The sequence below is a fragment of the Streptomyces sp. NPDC096339 genome (genome assembly GCF_044762985.1).
GTDB lineage: Bacteria > Actinomycetota > Actinomycetes > Streptomycetales > Streptomycetaceae > Streptomyces.
The window spans coordinates 634017-648226 of the sequence record NZ_JBIWFI010000001.1 but is presented as its reverse complement, the minus strand read 5'-3'; the positions used below and the strand labels follow the sequence as shown (position 1 = coordinate 648226).

Sequence of the window (14210 nt, the reverse complement as noted above, 5' to 3'; positions counted from 1 at the left end):
TCCCCTCCCTCCCCCCTTCCCTTTTCCGAGACGAACGCGCAGAGGCAGAGACCCGGCAATGAGCATTTCCGAGTACGTGAGGCAGTCCCGCAAGGCCCGTGTCGCGGCCGCCCTGATCCCCCTGGCCGCCCTCGCGGCGTGCGGAGGGCAGCCCGCCGGGGCCGGCGCCGCCCCCGCACCCACGACGCGCTTCAGCGAGAACGGGGTCACCGTCACGCTCAGCGTCTCGCAGTGGCACGCCCCGAACGGCACCCTGACCGCGGTCTTCACCCCCGAGGAGAAGGGGTTCCACCTCTACAGCACCGACCTGCCGGCCGCCGGGATCGAGGGCGTGGGGCGGCCGACCGCGGTGGACGTCACCGGGGTCCTGCGGGCGGACGGCAAGCTGACGGCTTCCGCGGACGTACGGACGATCAGCGTGCCCGGCGTCGAAGCCCCGGTCCCCGTCTACCCGGACGGCCCCGTCACCACCACCCTGCCCATCCGCGCGGACGGCAACGGCGAGGCGACGGTCCTGCTCGGCTACGCGAGCTGCAGTTCCCAGGAGGGCTGCACCATCCCGGTCTCCGACCACCCCGTGCACCTGCACGTCACCGACGGCGGCCCGGCCTTCACCACCCGATAGGAACGGAAACGATCGTTCACCTAAGGTGTGCGCATGCCGAGCGTCCTGGTCGTGGAAGACGACCCCAGCATCCGCCAGTCACTCATAGAGGTCCTGGCGGAACACGGCTATGCCGTCCGCAGCGCGGGAGACGGGTTCGGCGCCCTGCGCGAGGTCACCCAGACGCCCGTCGACGCGGTCGTCCTCGACCTGGGACTGCCCGACCTGGACGGAGGGGACGCACTGCGCATGATCCGGGGCATATCCTCCGTCCCCGTCATCGTGGCCACCGCCCGCGACGACGAGACGGAAATCATCCGGCTCCTCAACGCGGGCGCCGACGACTACCTGGTCAAACCCTTCTCCGGGGGACAACTCATCGCACGCCTCTCCGCCGTCCTGCGGCGCACCGGCCACGTTCCCTCCGGCCCTGCCGCTCCGCACGCCGGTCAGGGCGCGTGGCCCGCGCCGGCGGCCGAACCGCTGCGCGCCACCATCGTCGGCGAGTTGGCGGTCGACCCCGGAGCGCGCACCGCCCACCTGGCCGGCCGGGAGCTCCACCTCACCCGCCGCGAGTTCGACCTGCTGGCCTTCCTCGCCCACCACACCGGGCAGGTCGTCTCCAAACGGCGGCTGCTGACCGAGGTCTGGCGCGAGCCGTACGTGGACGACCAGACCGTCGACGTGCACCTTTCGTCCCTGCGCCGCAAGCTCGGCGAACGCGCGGCGGCCCCGCGCTACCTGCTGACCGTGCGCGGTGTCGGCATCAAGTTGGTGGAGCCGAGGTGAGACGCTCACTGGCCGGAGTGGCGCTCGCCGTCACCTCCATGGTCGCCCTCTCCTTCCTCATACCGCTGGCGGCGCTGGTGATGTCGCTGGTCAAGGAGCAGAGCGTCACCGCGGCCGAACAGCGGGCCGCGGCCCTGGCCCCCGTGCTGACGCTGACGACGGACCCGAACGCCCTACGGGAATCCGCCGCGAGCCTAGACGCGACCGAGCGGCTCGTCGTGCACCTGCCGGACGCTGCCGCCCTCGGCACCTCCCGGGCCCCCGCCGCCCTGCTCGAACGGGCCCAGCAGGGGCGCGAGTCCATCTCGCAGGCGATACCCGACGGCTGGATCTGCCTGCAGCCGGTGGTGCTGCCGGGCGACCGGGTCGCCGTCATCGAGAACTTCGTCCCCGAACAGGAGCTGACCCGCGGGGTCAGGGCCTCCTGGGCGGTCATGCTGCTCCTCGCCGTGGGGCTGATCGGCGGGTCCGTGCTGGTCGCGGACCGTCTCGGGGCGAAGGTCGTCAGGTCCTCCAAGCGGCTCGCCCACGCCTCCCAGGCGCTGGGCCAGGGCAATCTGGACGCCCGCGTGGAGCCCATGGGCCCGAAGGAACTGCGCGACGCGGGGCTGGCCTTCAACGCCATGGCCCACCGGATGACCGAACTGCTGGCAGTGGAACGCGAACTGGTCGCCGACCTGTCCCACCGGCTGCGCACCCCCCTGACCGCCCTGCACCTGGCGTCGGAACGCATGGGCGCCTCACCGGAGTCGGCGAGGGTCGAGGCGGCCGTCTGCGAGCTGGAGACGGAGCTCCAGGCCATCATCACCGCGGCGCGCACCCCGCTCGCCGTGGGCCCGATGGGCCAGGGCATGCTCGGCACGGAGCCGGGCGCGAGCCACCCCGCCACCGGCGAGGTACCGACCGGACCGCGGTGCGAGGCGGCCGACGTCGTGCGCCGCAGGACCGCCTTCTGGGCGGTCCTGGCCGAGCAGCAGGACCGGACCTGCTCCCTCGACATCACCCAGGAGCCCACGCCCGTCGCCCTGTCCGACGACGACCTCGCCGCCGTGGTGGACGCCCTCATCGGCAACGTCTTCCGGCACACCCCGTCGGGCACCCCGTTCGGCGTCCGCGTCGTCCGTACCGCCCTGGCCGTGGAACTGGTCGTGGAGGACGCCGGTCCGGGCATCCCCGAACCGGACCGGGCCCTGTCCCGAGGGAGCAGTACGGGATCCTCGGGCCTCGGCCTCGACATCGCCCGCAGGGCCGCGACCGTCACCGGCGGCTCGACGCAGATCACCCGCGGCCCCCGCGGGGGCGCGCACATCACCGTGTCCTTCGAGCTCGCCACCCCCGTTCCGTCCGGCCGCCGGACCCGCACGTCCCGACGGCGTACGGGCCGGCCCCGCGGCCGGTCACAGGGTTAGCGGGCCGCCCGCGAGGTCCACGTGCAGGCCGTCGGACTCGACGCGTACGGACGTGGCCTTCAGCCCGAGCGGATACTCCTTGGGGGCTCCCGGCTCCGCACCGAGCGTGCCGGTGCCCGCCCCGAGCCGGTCGGCGGGGACGGACCGGCCGAACAGGGTGAGCCCGTCGACGGCGAGGGTGACCCTGCCGTCCGCGAGCACGGGACGCAGCGTCAGCTGCCCGGCGCCGCCCGGGCCGACGGAGGCGAGGACGGTGCCCCGCGCCGGGTCGGTGGTGACCGCGCCCACCCGTACGGAGGGAGCGGCGGCGCGGATCCCGGCCGCGATGGACTCGGTGGGAGCCGTCACCTGGGCGTGGGAGGCGCCGACTCCGGTCTTCCCGCCGAGGCGCACGTCGTCGAGTCGCGCCCGGACCCGGAGGTGGTCGAGCCTCCCGGCGCGGGCGTCGTCGCTGCTGATGTCGAGCCGGGGGACGCGTTCCCGCAGCAGTTCCCACAGGACCCAGCCGTCCGAGCCGACCGCCACGTCGTCGCCGAGCGCGGGCGCCGCCTCGGCGATCCGGCTGCGGACGATGTAGCGGGCGGTGAACTCGGCAGCCCCCGCGGCGAGGACGGCCACCAGGGCCACGGCGGCCGTGACGGTCAGGGCCCGGCGGCGGCGCGGCAGCACCCGGGTCTTCTTCGGTCGCCGCTTCACGGGCGCTCTCCCCGAGCGCGCGCCAGGACGGGGGCGGCCACCGGCTGGGCCGGGGCGGGCGGCCCTTCCGGGTCGAGATGCGGCAGGAGACGGTCCAGCCAGCCGGGGATCCACCAGTTGGCGCGCCCGAAGAGGTACATGGACGCCGGTACCAGGAGCAGCCGGACCACGGTGGCGTCGATGATGACGCTGACGCCCAGGCCGAGCGCGAGCATCTTGACGGCGACGTTCGTGGAGAGCAGGAACGCCAGGAAGACGCTCGTCATGATCAGTGCGGCGCAGGTGATGACCCGGGCCGTGGCGGCGAGGCCGGTGGCGACGGCGAGGTGGTTGTCCCTCCCGTGCAGCCACGTCTCACGGATCCGGGAGAGCAGGAACACCTCGTAGTCCATGGAGAGCCCGAAGACGATCGCGAACATCATCATCGGCACGTACGACTCCACGGGCACCTTCTCGGTGACACCCAGCAGCGCCCCGCCCCAGCCCCATTGGAAGACCGCGACGACCACGCCGTAGGCGGCGGCGATCGAGAACAGGTTGAGCACGGCGGCCTTGAGCGCGATGAGCGGGCTGCGGAAGACGGTGAGCAGCAGCAGGAACGCGGCGGTGACGACCACCCCGATGATCAGGGGCAGTTTGGCGGCGAGGGTGTCGGTGAAGGTCTGCCCGGCGGCAGCGGTGCCGGTGACGTAGCCGGTGGCTCCGGTGCCCGACAGCGCCTCCGGCAGGGTCTCGTCCTGCAAGGTGTGGATCAGGTCGCCGGTGGCCGCGTCCTGCGGCCCGGTGGCGGGGGTGACCGTGGAGATGAGCAGCACGTCGTCGGGGCTGGTGACGGGAGCCGTCACGGAGGCGACCCCGGGCACGGCGGCCAGACCGCTGTGCAGCGAGGCGGCGAGCTCCCGGCGCTGCGCGTCGTCGGCGACCTGCCGGCTGTCGAGCTGCGTGACGACGGTGAGCGGGCCGTTGGCGCCCGGGCCGAACCCCTCGGTGATCAGGTCGTAGGCGCGGCGGTCGGTACGGCTGGTGGACTGCGCTCCGGCGTCGACGTGTCCCAGCCGCATCGAGGCGACCGGTATCGACAGGACGCCGAGCACCAACATGCCGCAGGCCAGGAAGACCCAGGGGCGCCGGCTGACCAGGACGGCCCAGCGGTGCCACACGTCCGACTCGCCGGTGGGTTCGGTGACGGGCGTGCGCACGTGGAAGCGGTCGATACGGTGGCCGAGCAGGCCCAGCAGCGCGGGAGTCAACGTCACGGACGCCGCGGCGGCCACGACGACACTGAGCCCGGCCGCGACACCGAGGGAGCCGATGAAGCCCACGCCCGAAACGCAGAGCCCGGCCAGGGCCATGGCGACCGTGGCGGCGGCGACCAGCACGGCACGGCCGCTCGTGGCGACCGTACGCCCGACCGCCTCGGCGGGATCCGCTCCGGCCTGCAGCAGGGCCCGGTGGCGGGTGGCGAGGAACAGCGCGTAGTCGATGCCGACGCCGAGGCCCATCATCGAGGCCAGGGTCGGGGCCGCCTGCCCGAAGTCGAAGTGCCCGGCGAGCAGTCCGAGCCCGGCCAGGCTGACGGCGAGGCCGAGCACGGCCGTCACCAGCGGCAGTCCGGTGGCGGCGACGCTGCCGAAACCGATCAGCAGTACGAGCACGGCGACGGCCAGGCCGATGGCCTCCGAGGTGCGGTCGGCGGACTTCGGCGTGGCCAGCTGCCCGAGCGGGGCCCCGTACTCGACGGTGACGCCGTCGGCGCGCAGCGGCTCGACGGCCGCGTCCACCCCCGCGAGGTAGGAGGAGCCGAAGGAGGCCGGATTGCCGTCGAAGCGGACGGTCACCTGCGCGATGTCGCCCTTCGCGGACACCGCGCCGGGGGTGGTGAGCGGGTCGGACACGGACAGGACGTCCGGCAGCCGGCCCAGGTTGGCGACGGCCGATTCCACCGCGGCCCGGTGCCCGGTGACGGACCCCTGGTCCGACCGGAGCACGATCGGCGCGGCCGTGCCCCCGGAACCGCTGGTGTGGGCCTGGAGCAGGTCGGCCCCGGTCTGGGTACGGGTGCCGGGCAGAGAGAAGCCGTCGGCGAAGGCGCCGCCCCACGCGCGGTTCGTTAGCCCGAGGCCGACGAGGAGCAGCACCCACAGGGCGACGACCCGCCAGGCGTGCCGGGCACACCAGCGCCCGCTGCGGTGGAGGAGGCCGGGGCGCCCGGCCGATCGAGAGTTCATGGGCCCCACTGTGCGTGGCGAGGGTAAGGGGGACGTTGGCGCATTGTTCGGGGAATGTACGGGCGCGCGGCCCGCCCTCAGACGGTGCCGGGTGAGCGCGGGAGCGCGACGGTGAAGCAGGCCCCGCCCTCCGGGCCGTGCCCTTCGACGCCGAGGGTGCCGCCGAGGCGGCCCGTCAGGCGGTGGGCGATGGCCAGCCCCAGACCGCTGCCGACGGGGCGGCTGCCGCGGTAGCGCTCGTGCAGGGCGCCGTGGTCGAAGGCCACGCGTACGTCGTCCTCGGTGAGACCGGGCCCGCCGTCACGGACCTGCACCTCGGCCCCGCCGCCGGCCGCCGCACGCACGGCGAGGACCAGGGGTGCGCCCTCGGGCGTGACCCGCAGGGCGTTCTGCACGAGGCCGTCGACCAGCTGGCGTACCCGGAAGGCATCCGTGTCGACGACGACGGCCCCCTCGGGCCGCTCCAGGCGCAGCTCGACACCGTGGCGCGCGCACGGGTCTTCCCAGAAGACGGCGGCCTCGGCGACGACCGCGCCGAGGTCGGCGGGGGCCACGTCGAGGCGGAACTCGTCCGCCTCCAGCCGGGCCAGGTCCAGCAGGTCCCCCAGGAAGCGGTCCAGGCGGCGGGTCTCGTCGGCCAGGATCCCGCCGACCTCGGGCACCCGGTCGGGTTCGATCAGGCCGTCGGCGAGCGCCTCGGCGTACCCCTGCAACGCCGTCAGCGGAGTGCGCAGCTCGTGGGAGACGGACAGCAGGAACTCCCGCTGCCGGTTCTCGCTGCGCGCCAGCGCACCGTCCAGGACGTTCAGCGCGCGCCCGATGTCCGCCGCCTCCCGGGGGCCGTCCATCGGAGCGGGCACACCCCGTTCGCCGTCGGCGAGCCGGTGCGCGATCCGAGCGGCCGTGACCAGCGGACGGGCGATGCGGCGGGCCAGGAGCGCTCCGGCCAGAGCCGCGCCGAGCATGCCGGCGAGCAGCGGCGCCACCACGTTGCGGCGGATCTGGTTCGTGTTGTCGGTGACGACCGTGTACGGCTCGGTCAGCACCACCGCGCCGCCGCGCACCCCGGGCTGCCCCACCAGCAGCACCTCCCGGCCGCCCAGGATGCCCGTCGTGGAGACCGGCTTCCCGGCCAGCAGAGCCGATTTCGAGGCCCTGTCGACGGCCGGGCCGGCCGTTCCGCTCACCTTGCCGTCCGGGGCGACGACCGCGAGCTGCACCTCGTTCGGCCCGCCGAGCACCTGGGCGCCGTGGAACAGCGCCTCGGACAGGACCGGCAGCCGGCTGAGCACGGTCGCCTGACGCGTCAGCCGGTCCCGCTCGCGCTGCTCCGCGCCGTGCGCCGCCGTCTGCCAGGCGATCAGCCCGGTCAGCGCCACCGCGAGCGCCGCCACCACCGTGGTCAGCACCACGATGTTGCGCGCGAGGGAGCCGCGACGCAGGCCGTCCGGGCCGGCGCCGTTCACGCGCCGGGAGACGTCGCGCTGTACCCGACGCCCCGGACCGTACGGATCGGGCTCGCGTCGCCGAGCTTGGAGCGCAGCTGAGAGACGAACACGTCGACCATCCGGGTGTCGCGGTAGCCCGGGTAACCCCACACCTGACTGAGCAGCTGCTCACGGGTGAAGACCTGACCCACGTGCGTCAGGAGGTGTTCGAGCAGGTTGAACTCCGTGGTGGTGAGCTCGACCGGCTCGCCGTCGCGGCGCACGGTGCGGCTGACCGGATCCAGGCTGAGCCGCCCGACCGGCTCGGGCGAACGGTCAGGAGGGCCCGCCGCCCGGCGCAGCACGGTCTTGACCCGGGCGACCAGCTCGCGCGGCGAGAACGGCTTCGTCAGGTAGTCGTCCGCGCCCAGTTCGAGGCCGAGGATCCGGTCGGCCTCCTCGCCGCGCGCGGTCACCAGCAGCACCGGCGTCCAGTCACCCGCGTCACGCAGCGCGCGGCAGAAGGCGATGCCGTCCATGCCCGGCAGACCGATGTCCAGCACGATCGCCACCGGCCGCATCCGACGCGCGGCCGCCAGCCCGGCGGACCCGTCCGCCTCGACGTGGACACCGAAACCCTCGCGCGCCAGGTACAGCCGCTGCACATCGGAGATGTGGCGCTCGTCCTCGACGATCAGCACGAGGCCCTTGGACTGCGTCATCACTGCCTCTCAGGTGCGGCACACCCCGCCGATGGCTGATGCTAGCCGCACCGACCGGGCCGTCCGGCGGGCGCGCCGCCGCCCGTACATTCCCCGAACAATGCGGCGGCGGCGACGGCCGGCGACGGCCGGCCGCCGCCGTTCACACCGCCGGGAAGACCGGGGGGATCCCGAGTGCCGGCGCGATCGCCCGCCAGATCGCCGCCTGCGCCGTGTCGAGATCGACCCGGGGGTCTTCCAGCATCAGGCGGATGCCCAGACCGTCGCACAGGGCCAGCACCAGGGTGGCGAGAGCGGCGACATCGCAGTCGGTGAACTCCCCGGAGGCGATGCCCCGTTCCACGACCCCGCCGACCCACGCGTGCAACTGGTCGTACAGGTCGACGGCGAGGTGCCGGGCCGTCGCGTCGCGCTGGGCGCGCACCCACAGCTCCTGCCAGAGCTTCCAGTCCTGGCGCAGCTCCGCGTCCGTGGGCAGCATGCTCCGTACGATCCGGGCCAGGACCAACGCGGCGGGCAGCGAATCGTCCTCGCTGCCGGTGTCCGTGCCCGTCTTCGCGAAGGAGTGCGTCATCGCCTCGGCGAAGAGCTTCTCGCGGGTGTCGAAGTGATAGTGCAACAGGGCCTTCGAGACGGCCGCGTGCTCGGCCACCTTGCGCATGCTGACGTGCTCGAAACCGATCTCGGCGATCACTTCGCACGCCGCCGTGAGGATTCGCTCACGTGTCTCCAGTGCGCGCTCGGCCTTGGTCACGTCGGCTGCTCCCCGTGTCGGCGCCCGTCGGCGGGTGAGTGGGTGGACGGCGCCGCTACGGCGGTCCGGCCCGCCGCATCCGAGCCACCCGTACCCCCATCCTTGCCCATGGTGTCCCCCGTGCCCCGGTAGACGTGGAAACCGCGGCCCGTCTTGCGTCCGAGCAGGCCCGCCTCCACCATCCGCGACAGCAGCGGCGGCGGTGCGTACAGCGGCTCCGGGTACTCCGCGTACATCGACCGCGCGATGGACCGTACGGTGTCCAGCCCGATGAGGTCGGCCAGCGCGAGCGGCCCCAGCGGGTGGGCGCAGCCCAGGGTCATGCCCCGGTCCACGTCCTCGGCCGACGCCGCCCCGGCCTCGACCATCCGCACCGCGGCCAGCAGGTAGGGCACCAGCAGGGCGTTGACGATGAACCCCGCCCGGTCGCGGGCCCGCACCACCTGCTTGCCGAGGACCCCGGCGGCGAAGGCCTCCGCCCGGCGCACGGTCTCCTCGCCGGTGAGCAGGGAGGGCACGAGCTCCACCAGGGGGAGCACCGGGACCGGGTTGAAGAAGTGCAGGCCGATCACCTGTTCCGGCCGGGAGGTGGCGGCCGCCAGCCGGATGACGGGGATGGAGGAGGTGTTGGTCGCCAGGACGGCGTCGGGGCGTTCCACCACCGCGTCGAGCCGGGCGAGTACGTCCACCTTGGCCCGTTCGTCCTCGGCGACCGCCTCGATCACCAGGTCCCGGTCCGCCATCCGCCCCAGGTCGGTGGTCACGGTGATCCGGGCGGCGGCGTCCGCCGCCTCGGCGGCGGTCAGTTTGCCGGCCGCCGCGGCGCGGGCCAGCGAACGCTCGATCCGCGCCAGGCCCGAGTCCGCGGCCGCCCGGTCCGCCTCCGCGACCACGACGTCCCGTCCCGCGCGGGCGCAGACCTCGGCGATGCCGGATCCCATCAGTCCGCAGCCCACGACCCCGATCCGGTCCGCCCCGGGGGACCCCTCGGCCGCCCGGCCGGCGGCGGCGGTCACCCGTCCGCCGCCGGTGGACAGTGCGTCGTCGGTCACCGGGCGCCCGCGCCCTCGCCGGCCGGCAGCTGCAGAACGCCCGTGCCCCGCTTGACGAGTTCACCCGCGATGATCAGGCGCTGGATCTCGGAGGTGCCCTCCCAGATCCGGTCGACGCGCAGTTCGCGGTAGAGGCGTTCGACCGGGTACGAGCGGTCGTAGCCGCGGCCGCCGAAGATCTGCAGGCACCGGTCGACGACCCGGCCCGACGCCTCGCTCGCCGCCAGCTTCGCGATGGCCGCCTTGGCGTGCAGGGTCTTGCGGTCGACCAGGCCCTCGTCGACCTCCCAGGCGACCTGGTGGGTGTAGGCGCGGTTGACGGCGATGTCGACGGCGCAGTCGGCGAGCATGCCCTGGATCAGCTGGAAGTCGGCGATGGGGGAGCCGAACTGGCGCCGCTCGACCGCCCAGTCCCGGGCCAGCTCCAGCACCCGTTCCGCGGCGCCGATCGTGCGCGCGGCGATCATCAGACGTTCCTCGGTGAACCAGGAGCGGGTGATGTCGTAGCCGTTGCCGATCTCCCCGAGCACGGCGTCGTCCGGCACGCGCACGTCGGTGAAGGTGAACTCGGGGTGCTCGTAGACGAAGGTGTGCATCCAGCGCGGCACGCGGGTCATCTCCACGCCCGGGGTGTCCTTGTCGACGAGGAAGAGGGTCGGTGCCCGCTCCTCCCCGGCCGCCGCGAGCACGATCATGAAGTCGGCGTGGTCGCCGACCGTGACGAACCACTTCTCGCCGTTCAGCACCCAGCCGCCGGCGGTCCGCGTCGCCGTGGTCCGGATGCTCTGCGGGTCCGAGCCGGCCTCGGGCTCGCTCACCGCGTAGCAGTCGCGGCGCCGGCCCCGGATCACCGGCACCAGGTACCGCTCGCGCTGCGCGGGGGTGCAGTGCGACAGGGCGTTGGCGGGCCGCCACACCATGTCCCAGAGCGCGCCGGTGAGCCGGCCGAGCTCCGCCTGCACGACGACCTGCTCCAGGATGGTCAGGCCGGCGCCGCCCCACTCCGCGGGCATGTTGACGGCCTGCAGGCCGCTGTCGAGGACCGCGTCGCGGATCTCGGTGTGGGCCTGCGGGGGCAGGCCGTTGTTCTCCTCGCAGTCGGCCTCGTACTTCATGATGAACTCGGTGAGTGCGCGGGCCGTGCCCTGGAGCTCCTGCTGGCGTGCGGTGAGTCGGAAGTCCATGGGGTCCTCTGGGTCCTTTCGGCGGTTCACGGGGGGTTCGGTCGTACGGGCGGAATCAGCGGGGGAGGGCCAGGACCCGGGTGCCCCGCTTGACGAGTTCGTTGGCGATGATCAGGCGCTGGATCTCGGAGGTGCCCTCCCAGATCCGGTCGACGCGCAACTCGCGGTACATGCGCTCGACGGGGTACGTGCGGTCGTAGCCGCGGCCGCCGAAGATCTGCAGGCACCGGTCCACGACCCGCCCCGCGGCCTCGCTCGCCGCGAGCTTCGCCGTCGACGCCTTGGCGTGCAGGGTCTTGGGGTCGGTCCCGGGCCGGCCGGCCTCCCAGGCGACCTGGTGGGTGTAGGCGCGGTTGACGGCGATGTCGACGGCGCAGTCGGCGAGCATGCCCTGGATCAGCTGGAAGTCGGCGATGGGGGAGCCGAACTGGCGCCGCTCGACGGCCCAGTCGCGAGCCAGTTCCAGAGCCCGTTCGGCGGCGCCGACGGTCCGGGCGGCGATCATCAGCCGCTCGTCGGTGAACCACTCCTTGGTCAGCTCGTAGCCGTTGCCGACCCCGCCGAGCACGTCCTCGTCGGGGACGAAGACGTCGGTGAAGGTGAACTCCGGGTGCCCGTTGACCGCGGAGTGCATGAACCGGGGCACCCGCGTCATCTCGACCCCGGGAGCCTGCTTGTCCACGAAGAACAGGGTCGCCGCCCGCTCGGGCCCCGCGTCGGCCTGCACCAGCAGGAAGTCCGCGATGTCGCCGCAGGTCACGAACCACTTCTCGCCGTTGAGCAGCCAGCCGCCGTCGGTCCGGGTGGCGGTGCTCGTGCCCGAGCCGGGGTCGGAGCCGGCGCCCGGCTCGGTCACCGCGAACGCGTCGAACCGCTCGCCGCGGATGACGGGCAGCAGGTACTTCTCCCGCTGCGCCTCCGTGCCGTACGCGAGGACGTTCGCGGGCCGCCACGGGATGTCCCAGAGGCAGTTGGTGACCTTGCCGAACTCCTCCTCGACGATGACCTGGTCGAGCAGGGACAGCCCGGCGCCGCCCCATTCGGCGGGCATGTTGATCGCGTAGACGCCGGCGTCGATCGCGGCGCGGGTCAGCTCGCGGACCGTCTCGGCGGGCAGCGGCCCGCCCGCCTCCTCGGACCGGTCCTCGTACGTCATCAGGAGGTGCGTGTAGGCGGCGGCGCGGGTCTTGAGCTCGGTCTGCTCGGGTGTGTAGCGGAAGTCCATGGTCCTCTTGCTTTCCTTCGGGAAGCGGGAAGGGGGGATCTTTGCGGGCCTCAGCCCAGGACGGCCCGGGCGTCCAGGGCCAGTGCCCCGTCCGGGCGCACCAGCAGCGGGTTGACCTCCAGTTCGGCGATCTCCGGATGTGCGGCGGCCACCTCGGTGATCCGCTCGATCACGGCGGCCGCGGCGGCCACGTCCACCGCCGGCCCGCCCCGTACGCCGTCCAGCAGCGCGCCCGTCCGCAGGCCCCGGAGCAGTTGCTCGGCCCGCGCGGCCGGTACGGGTGCCAGGGCGAACGCCACGTCGCGCAGGGTCTCGGTGAGCACGCCGCCCAGCCCGACCATGGCCACCGGCCCGAACCGGGGGTCCCGGTTCACCCCGACGATCAGCTCGATGCCGTCGGAGAGGTCGGCCATCGCCTCCACCGAGTAGGCGGCGGCACCGAGCCGGGCGTGCATCTCCCGGTACGCGGCCAGCAGCGCGGCCCGGTCGGGCAGCCGCAGGGCCACACCGCCGGCGTCGGACTTGTGCAGCAGGTGCAGCGCCTTGAGCACGTACGGACCCTCGAAGTCCGAGGCCGCCGCCAGTAGTTCCGACTCGTCGACGACCTCGCGGGCCGCCGGGAACGGCACCCCCGCGGCGGCCAGCAGCGCCCGCACCCCGTGGTAGCCGGGGTCCCCCAGCTCCACGGCCGGGGCGGGCAGCGGGGCGATCCCGGGCGCGGGCGCGGCCGCCCGCCCGGTGATCGCGGCCAGCGCGCGGGCGGCGTCCTCGGTGGCGGAGAACACCGGGACCCCGGCCTCGGCCAGCACCCGGCAGCTCGGCGACCCGGGGTACATCGACTGCACGACCAGGGGCTTCGCCGCGGACGCGAGGTGCCGGGCGATCTCCTTCGCGGCCCGGGTCTCGCCGTCGGCGAGTACGGAGGCACCGGCCGGTCCGCCGCCCAGACCGCCCTCGGAGGCGGCGTACCCGCCGAAGTAGCCGGTCATCAGGACGGCGTCGACCTCGTCGGCGGCGAGGAGTTCCCCGACCGTGTCCGCGTACGACAGGGGCCGCTGTTCGCCCATCCCGGCCAGGTCCACCGGGTTGCCGACCGAGGACTGCTCCCACAGCACGGCCCGCAGCCTGTCCTGCGTCATGCCGCCGAGTTCCGGTACGTCGAGCCCGGCGTCCTCGGCCGCGTCGGCGGCGACCGCGCCGTGCCCGCCGCCGTCGGTGAACACCGCCGTACGCCGGCCCTTCGTACGGGCCCCCGCGCTCAGCGCCGCCAGGACGACCGTCATCTCCCGCGGCGTGCGCACGAGTTCGACCCCGGCGTCGCGGCAGGCGGCCGCGACCACGTCCGCCGAGGTGGTGAGCGCCCCGGTGTGGGACTGGGCGCTGCGCGCGGAGGCGGTGCCGCGCCCGGCGGTGAGCAGGACCACCGGCTTGCCCGCCGCGGCGGCGGCCCGGGCGAAGGCCCTGCCGTCGCCGAAGTCCTCGGCGTACACGGCGATCGCGGCGGTGGCCTCGTGCCGGGCGCAGTCCTCGACGAGGTCGACGAGGGTGACGTCGGCCTGGTTGCCGAGGGAGACGAACCGGGAGAAGCCGAGGCCGTGCGGGGCGCCGCGGAGCTGGAGTTCGAGGGCGAGGTTGCCGCTCTGGCTCAGCAGGGCGACGCCGCCGGGCGCGAAGCGGTCCGAGGCGAGGTAGAGCTCGGTCGTGTTGTCGGCGATGCCGAGGCAGTTGGGCCCGACGAGGACGGCCCCGGCTTCCCGGACCCGGGCGACGACCGCGCGCTGGCGGGCCAGTCCCGCCGGGCCGGCCTCGGCGAAGCCCGCGGTGATGGCGACGATCGCCTTCGCCCCGCAGGCCAGGGCGGATTCGACGGCGGCCTCGAAGCCGCTGCCGGGTACGGAGACCACCACCAGGTCGACCGGCTCGCCGATCGCGGCGAGCGACGGCGCGGCCGGCTTGCCGAGGACGGTGCCGCCGCGCCGGTTCACCAGGTGCACCGGGCGGCGCGCGCCGGCGCGGAGCGCCTGGGAGGCGACGGCGTGGCCGTACTTCGCGGGGTCGTTGCTGGCGCCGACGACGGCGACGGAGCGGGGGTCGAAGAGCGCGGTCAGATCGCGTCCCAT

At 74.0% G+C, this 14210-nt stretch carries 12 protein-coding genes; 3 read left to right on the top strand and 9 right to left on the bottom strand.

The window, feature by feature from the left end; genetic code table 11:
- Window positions 1-58 precede the first annotated feature (58 nt).
- Genes ACIQ5Y_RS03055 through ACIQ5Y_RS03045 form a run of 3 tightly spaced genes read left to right on the top strand, consistent with a single transcriptional unit; the run spans window position 59 to window position 2802 of the window.
- Window positions 59-625 carry a hypothetical protein gene (locus ACIQ5Y_RS03055; protein WP_403874362.1) on the top strand — a complete coding sequence of 189 codons (567 nt, stop codon included), beginning with the start codon at window positions 59-61 and terminating at the stop codon, window positions 623-625.
- Window positions 626-658: 33 nt separating this feature from the next.
- Window positions 659-1393, top strand: coding sequence for a response regulator transcription factor (locus ACIQ5Y_RS03050; protein WP_403874360.1), 735 nt, complete (start codon window positions 659-661; stop codon window positions 1391-1393).
- A complete protein-coding gene (locus ACIQ5Y_RS03045; protein ID WP_403874358.1) occupies window positions 1390-2802 on the top strand; it encodes an ATP-binding protein in 1413 nt (470 codons plus the stop codon). Before ACIQ5Y_RS03050 ends, ACIQ5Y_RS03045 begins: the two co-directional genes overlap by 4 nt.
- Here ACIQ5Y_RS03045 and ACIQ5Y_RS03040 read toward each other — a convergent pair.
- The 9 genes from ACIQ5Y_RS03040 to ACIQ5Y_RS03000 form a co-directional block, all read right to left on the bottom strand.
- Window positions 2791-3498: an LmeA family phospholipid-binding protein gene (locus tag ACIQ5Y_RS03040; protein WP_403874356.1), complete on the bottom strand. Its 708-nt coding sequence runs from the start codon at window positions 3496-3498 to the stop codon at window positions 2791-2793. The genes ACIQ5Y_RS03045 and ACIQ5Y_RS03040 overlap by 12 nt on opposite strands.
- The gene (locus ACIQ5Y_RS03035) at window positions 3495-5726 is read right to left on the bottom strand and encodes an MMPL family transporter (protein WP_403874354.1); all 2232 of its coding nucleotides are present in this window, start codon (window positions 5724-5726) and stop codon (window positions 3495-3497) included. Before ACIQ5Y_RS03035 ends, ACIQ5Y_RS03040 begins: the two co-directional genes overlap by 4 nt.
- A 77-nt stretch (window positions 5727-5803) precedes the next feature.
- Complete coding sequence (locus ACIQ5Y_RS03030; RefSeq protein WP_403874352.1) at window positions 5804-7192, bottom strand: histidine kinase dimerization/phospho-acceptor domain-containing protein; 1389 nt, start codon at window positions 7190-7192, stop codon at window positions 5804-5806.
- On the bottom strand, window positions 7189-7875 hold the full coding sequence (locus ACIQ5Y_RS03025; RefSeq protein ID WP_403874350.1) for a response regulator transcription factor: 687 nt from the start codon (window positions 7873-7875) through the stop codon (window positions 7189-7191). The genes ACIQ5Y_RS03030 and ACIQ5Y_RS03025 overlap by 4 nt, the downstream gene beginning before the upstream one ends.
- Window positions 7876-8017: 142 nt before the next feature.
- Window positions 8018-8629, bottom strand: coding sequence for a TetR/AcrR family transcriptional regulator (locus tag ACIQ5Y_RS03020; protein WP_403874349.1), 612 nt, complete (start codon window positions 8627-8629; stop codon window positions 8018-8020).
- A complete protein-coding gene (locus tag ACIQ5Y_RS03015) occupies window positions 8626-9645 on the bottom strand; it encodes a 3-hydroxybutyryl-CoA dehydrogenase (protein WP_403874486.1) in 1020 nt (339 codons plus the stop codon). Before ACIQ5Y_RS03015 ends, ACIQ5Y_RS03020 begins: the two co-directional genes overlap by 4 nt.
- A gap of 32 nt (window positions 9646-9677) precedes the next feature.
- Window positions 9678-10865, bottom strand: coding sequence for an acyl-CoA dehydrogenase family protein (locus tag ACIQ5Y_RS03010; RefSeq protein WP_403874347.1), 1188 nt, complete (start codon window positions 10863-10865; stop codon window positions 9678-9680).
- 55 nt (window positions 10866-10920) lie between these two features.
- Window positions 10921-12090 (bottom strand): acyl-CoA dehydrogenase family protein, encoded by a 1170-nt coding sequence (locus ACIQ5Y_RS03005; RefSeq protein ID WP_403874345.1) that lies wholly within the window; start codon window positions 12088-12090, stop codon window positions 10921-10923.
- Window positions 12091-12140: 50 nt separating this feature from the next.
- Window positions 12141-14210 carry an acetate--CoA ligase family protein gene (locus ACIQ5Y_RS03000; protein ID WP_403874343.1) on the bottom strand — a complete coding sequence of 690 codons (2070 nt, stop codon included), beginning with the start codon at window positions 14208-14210 and terminating at the stop codon, window positions 12141-12143.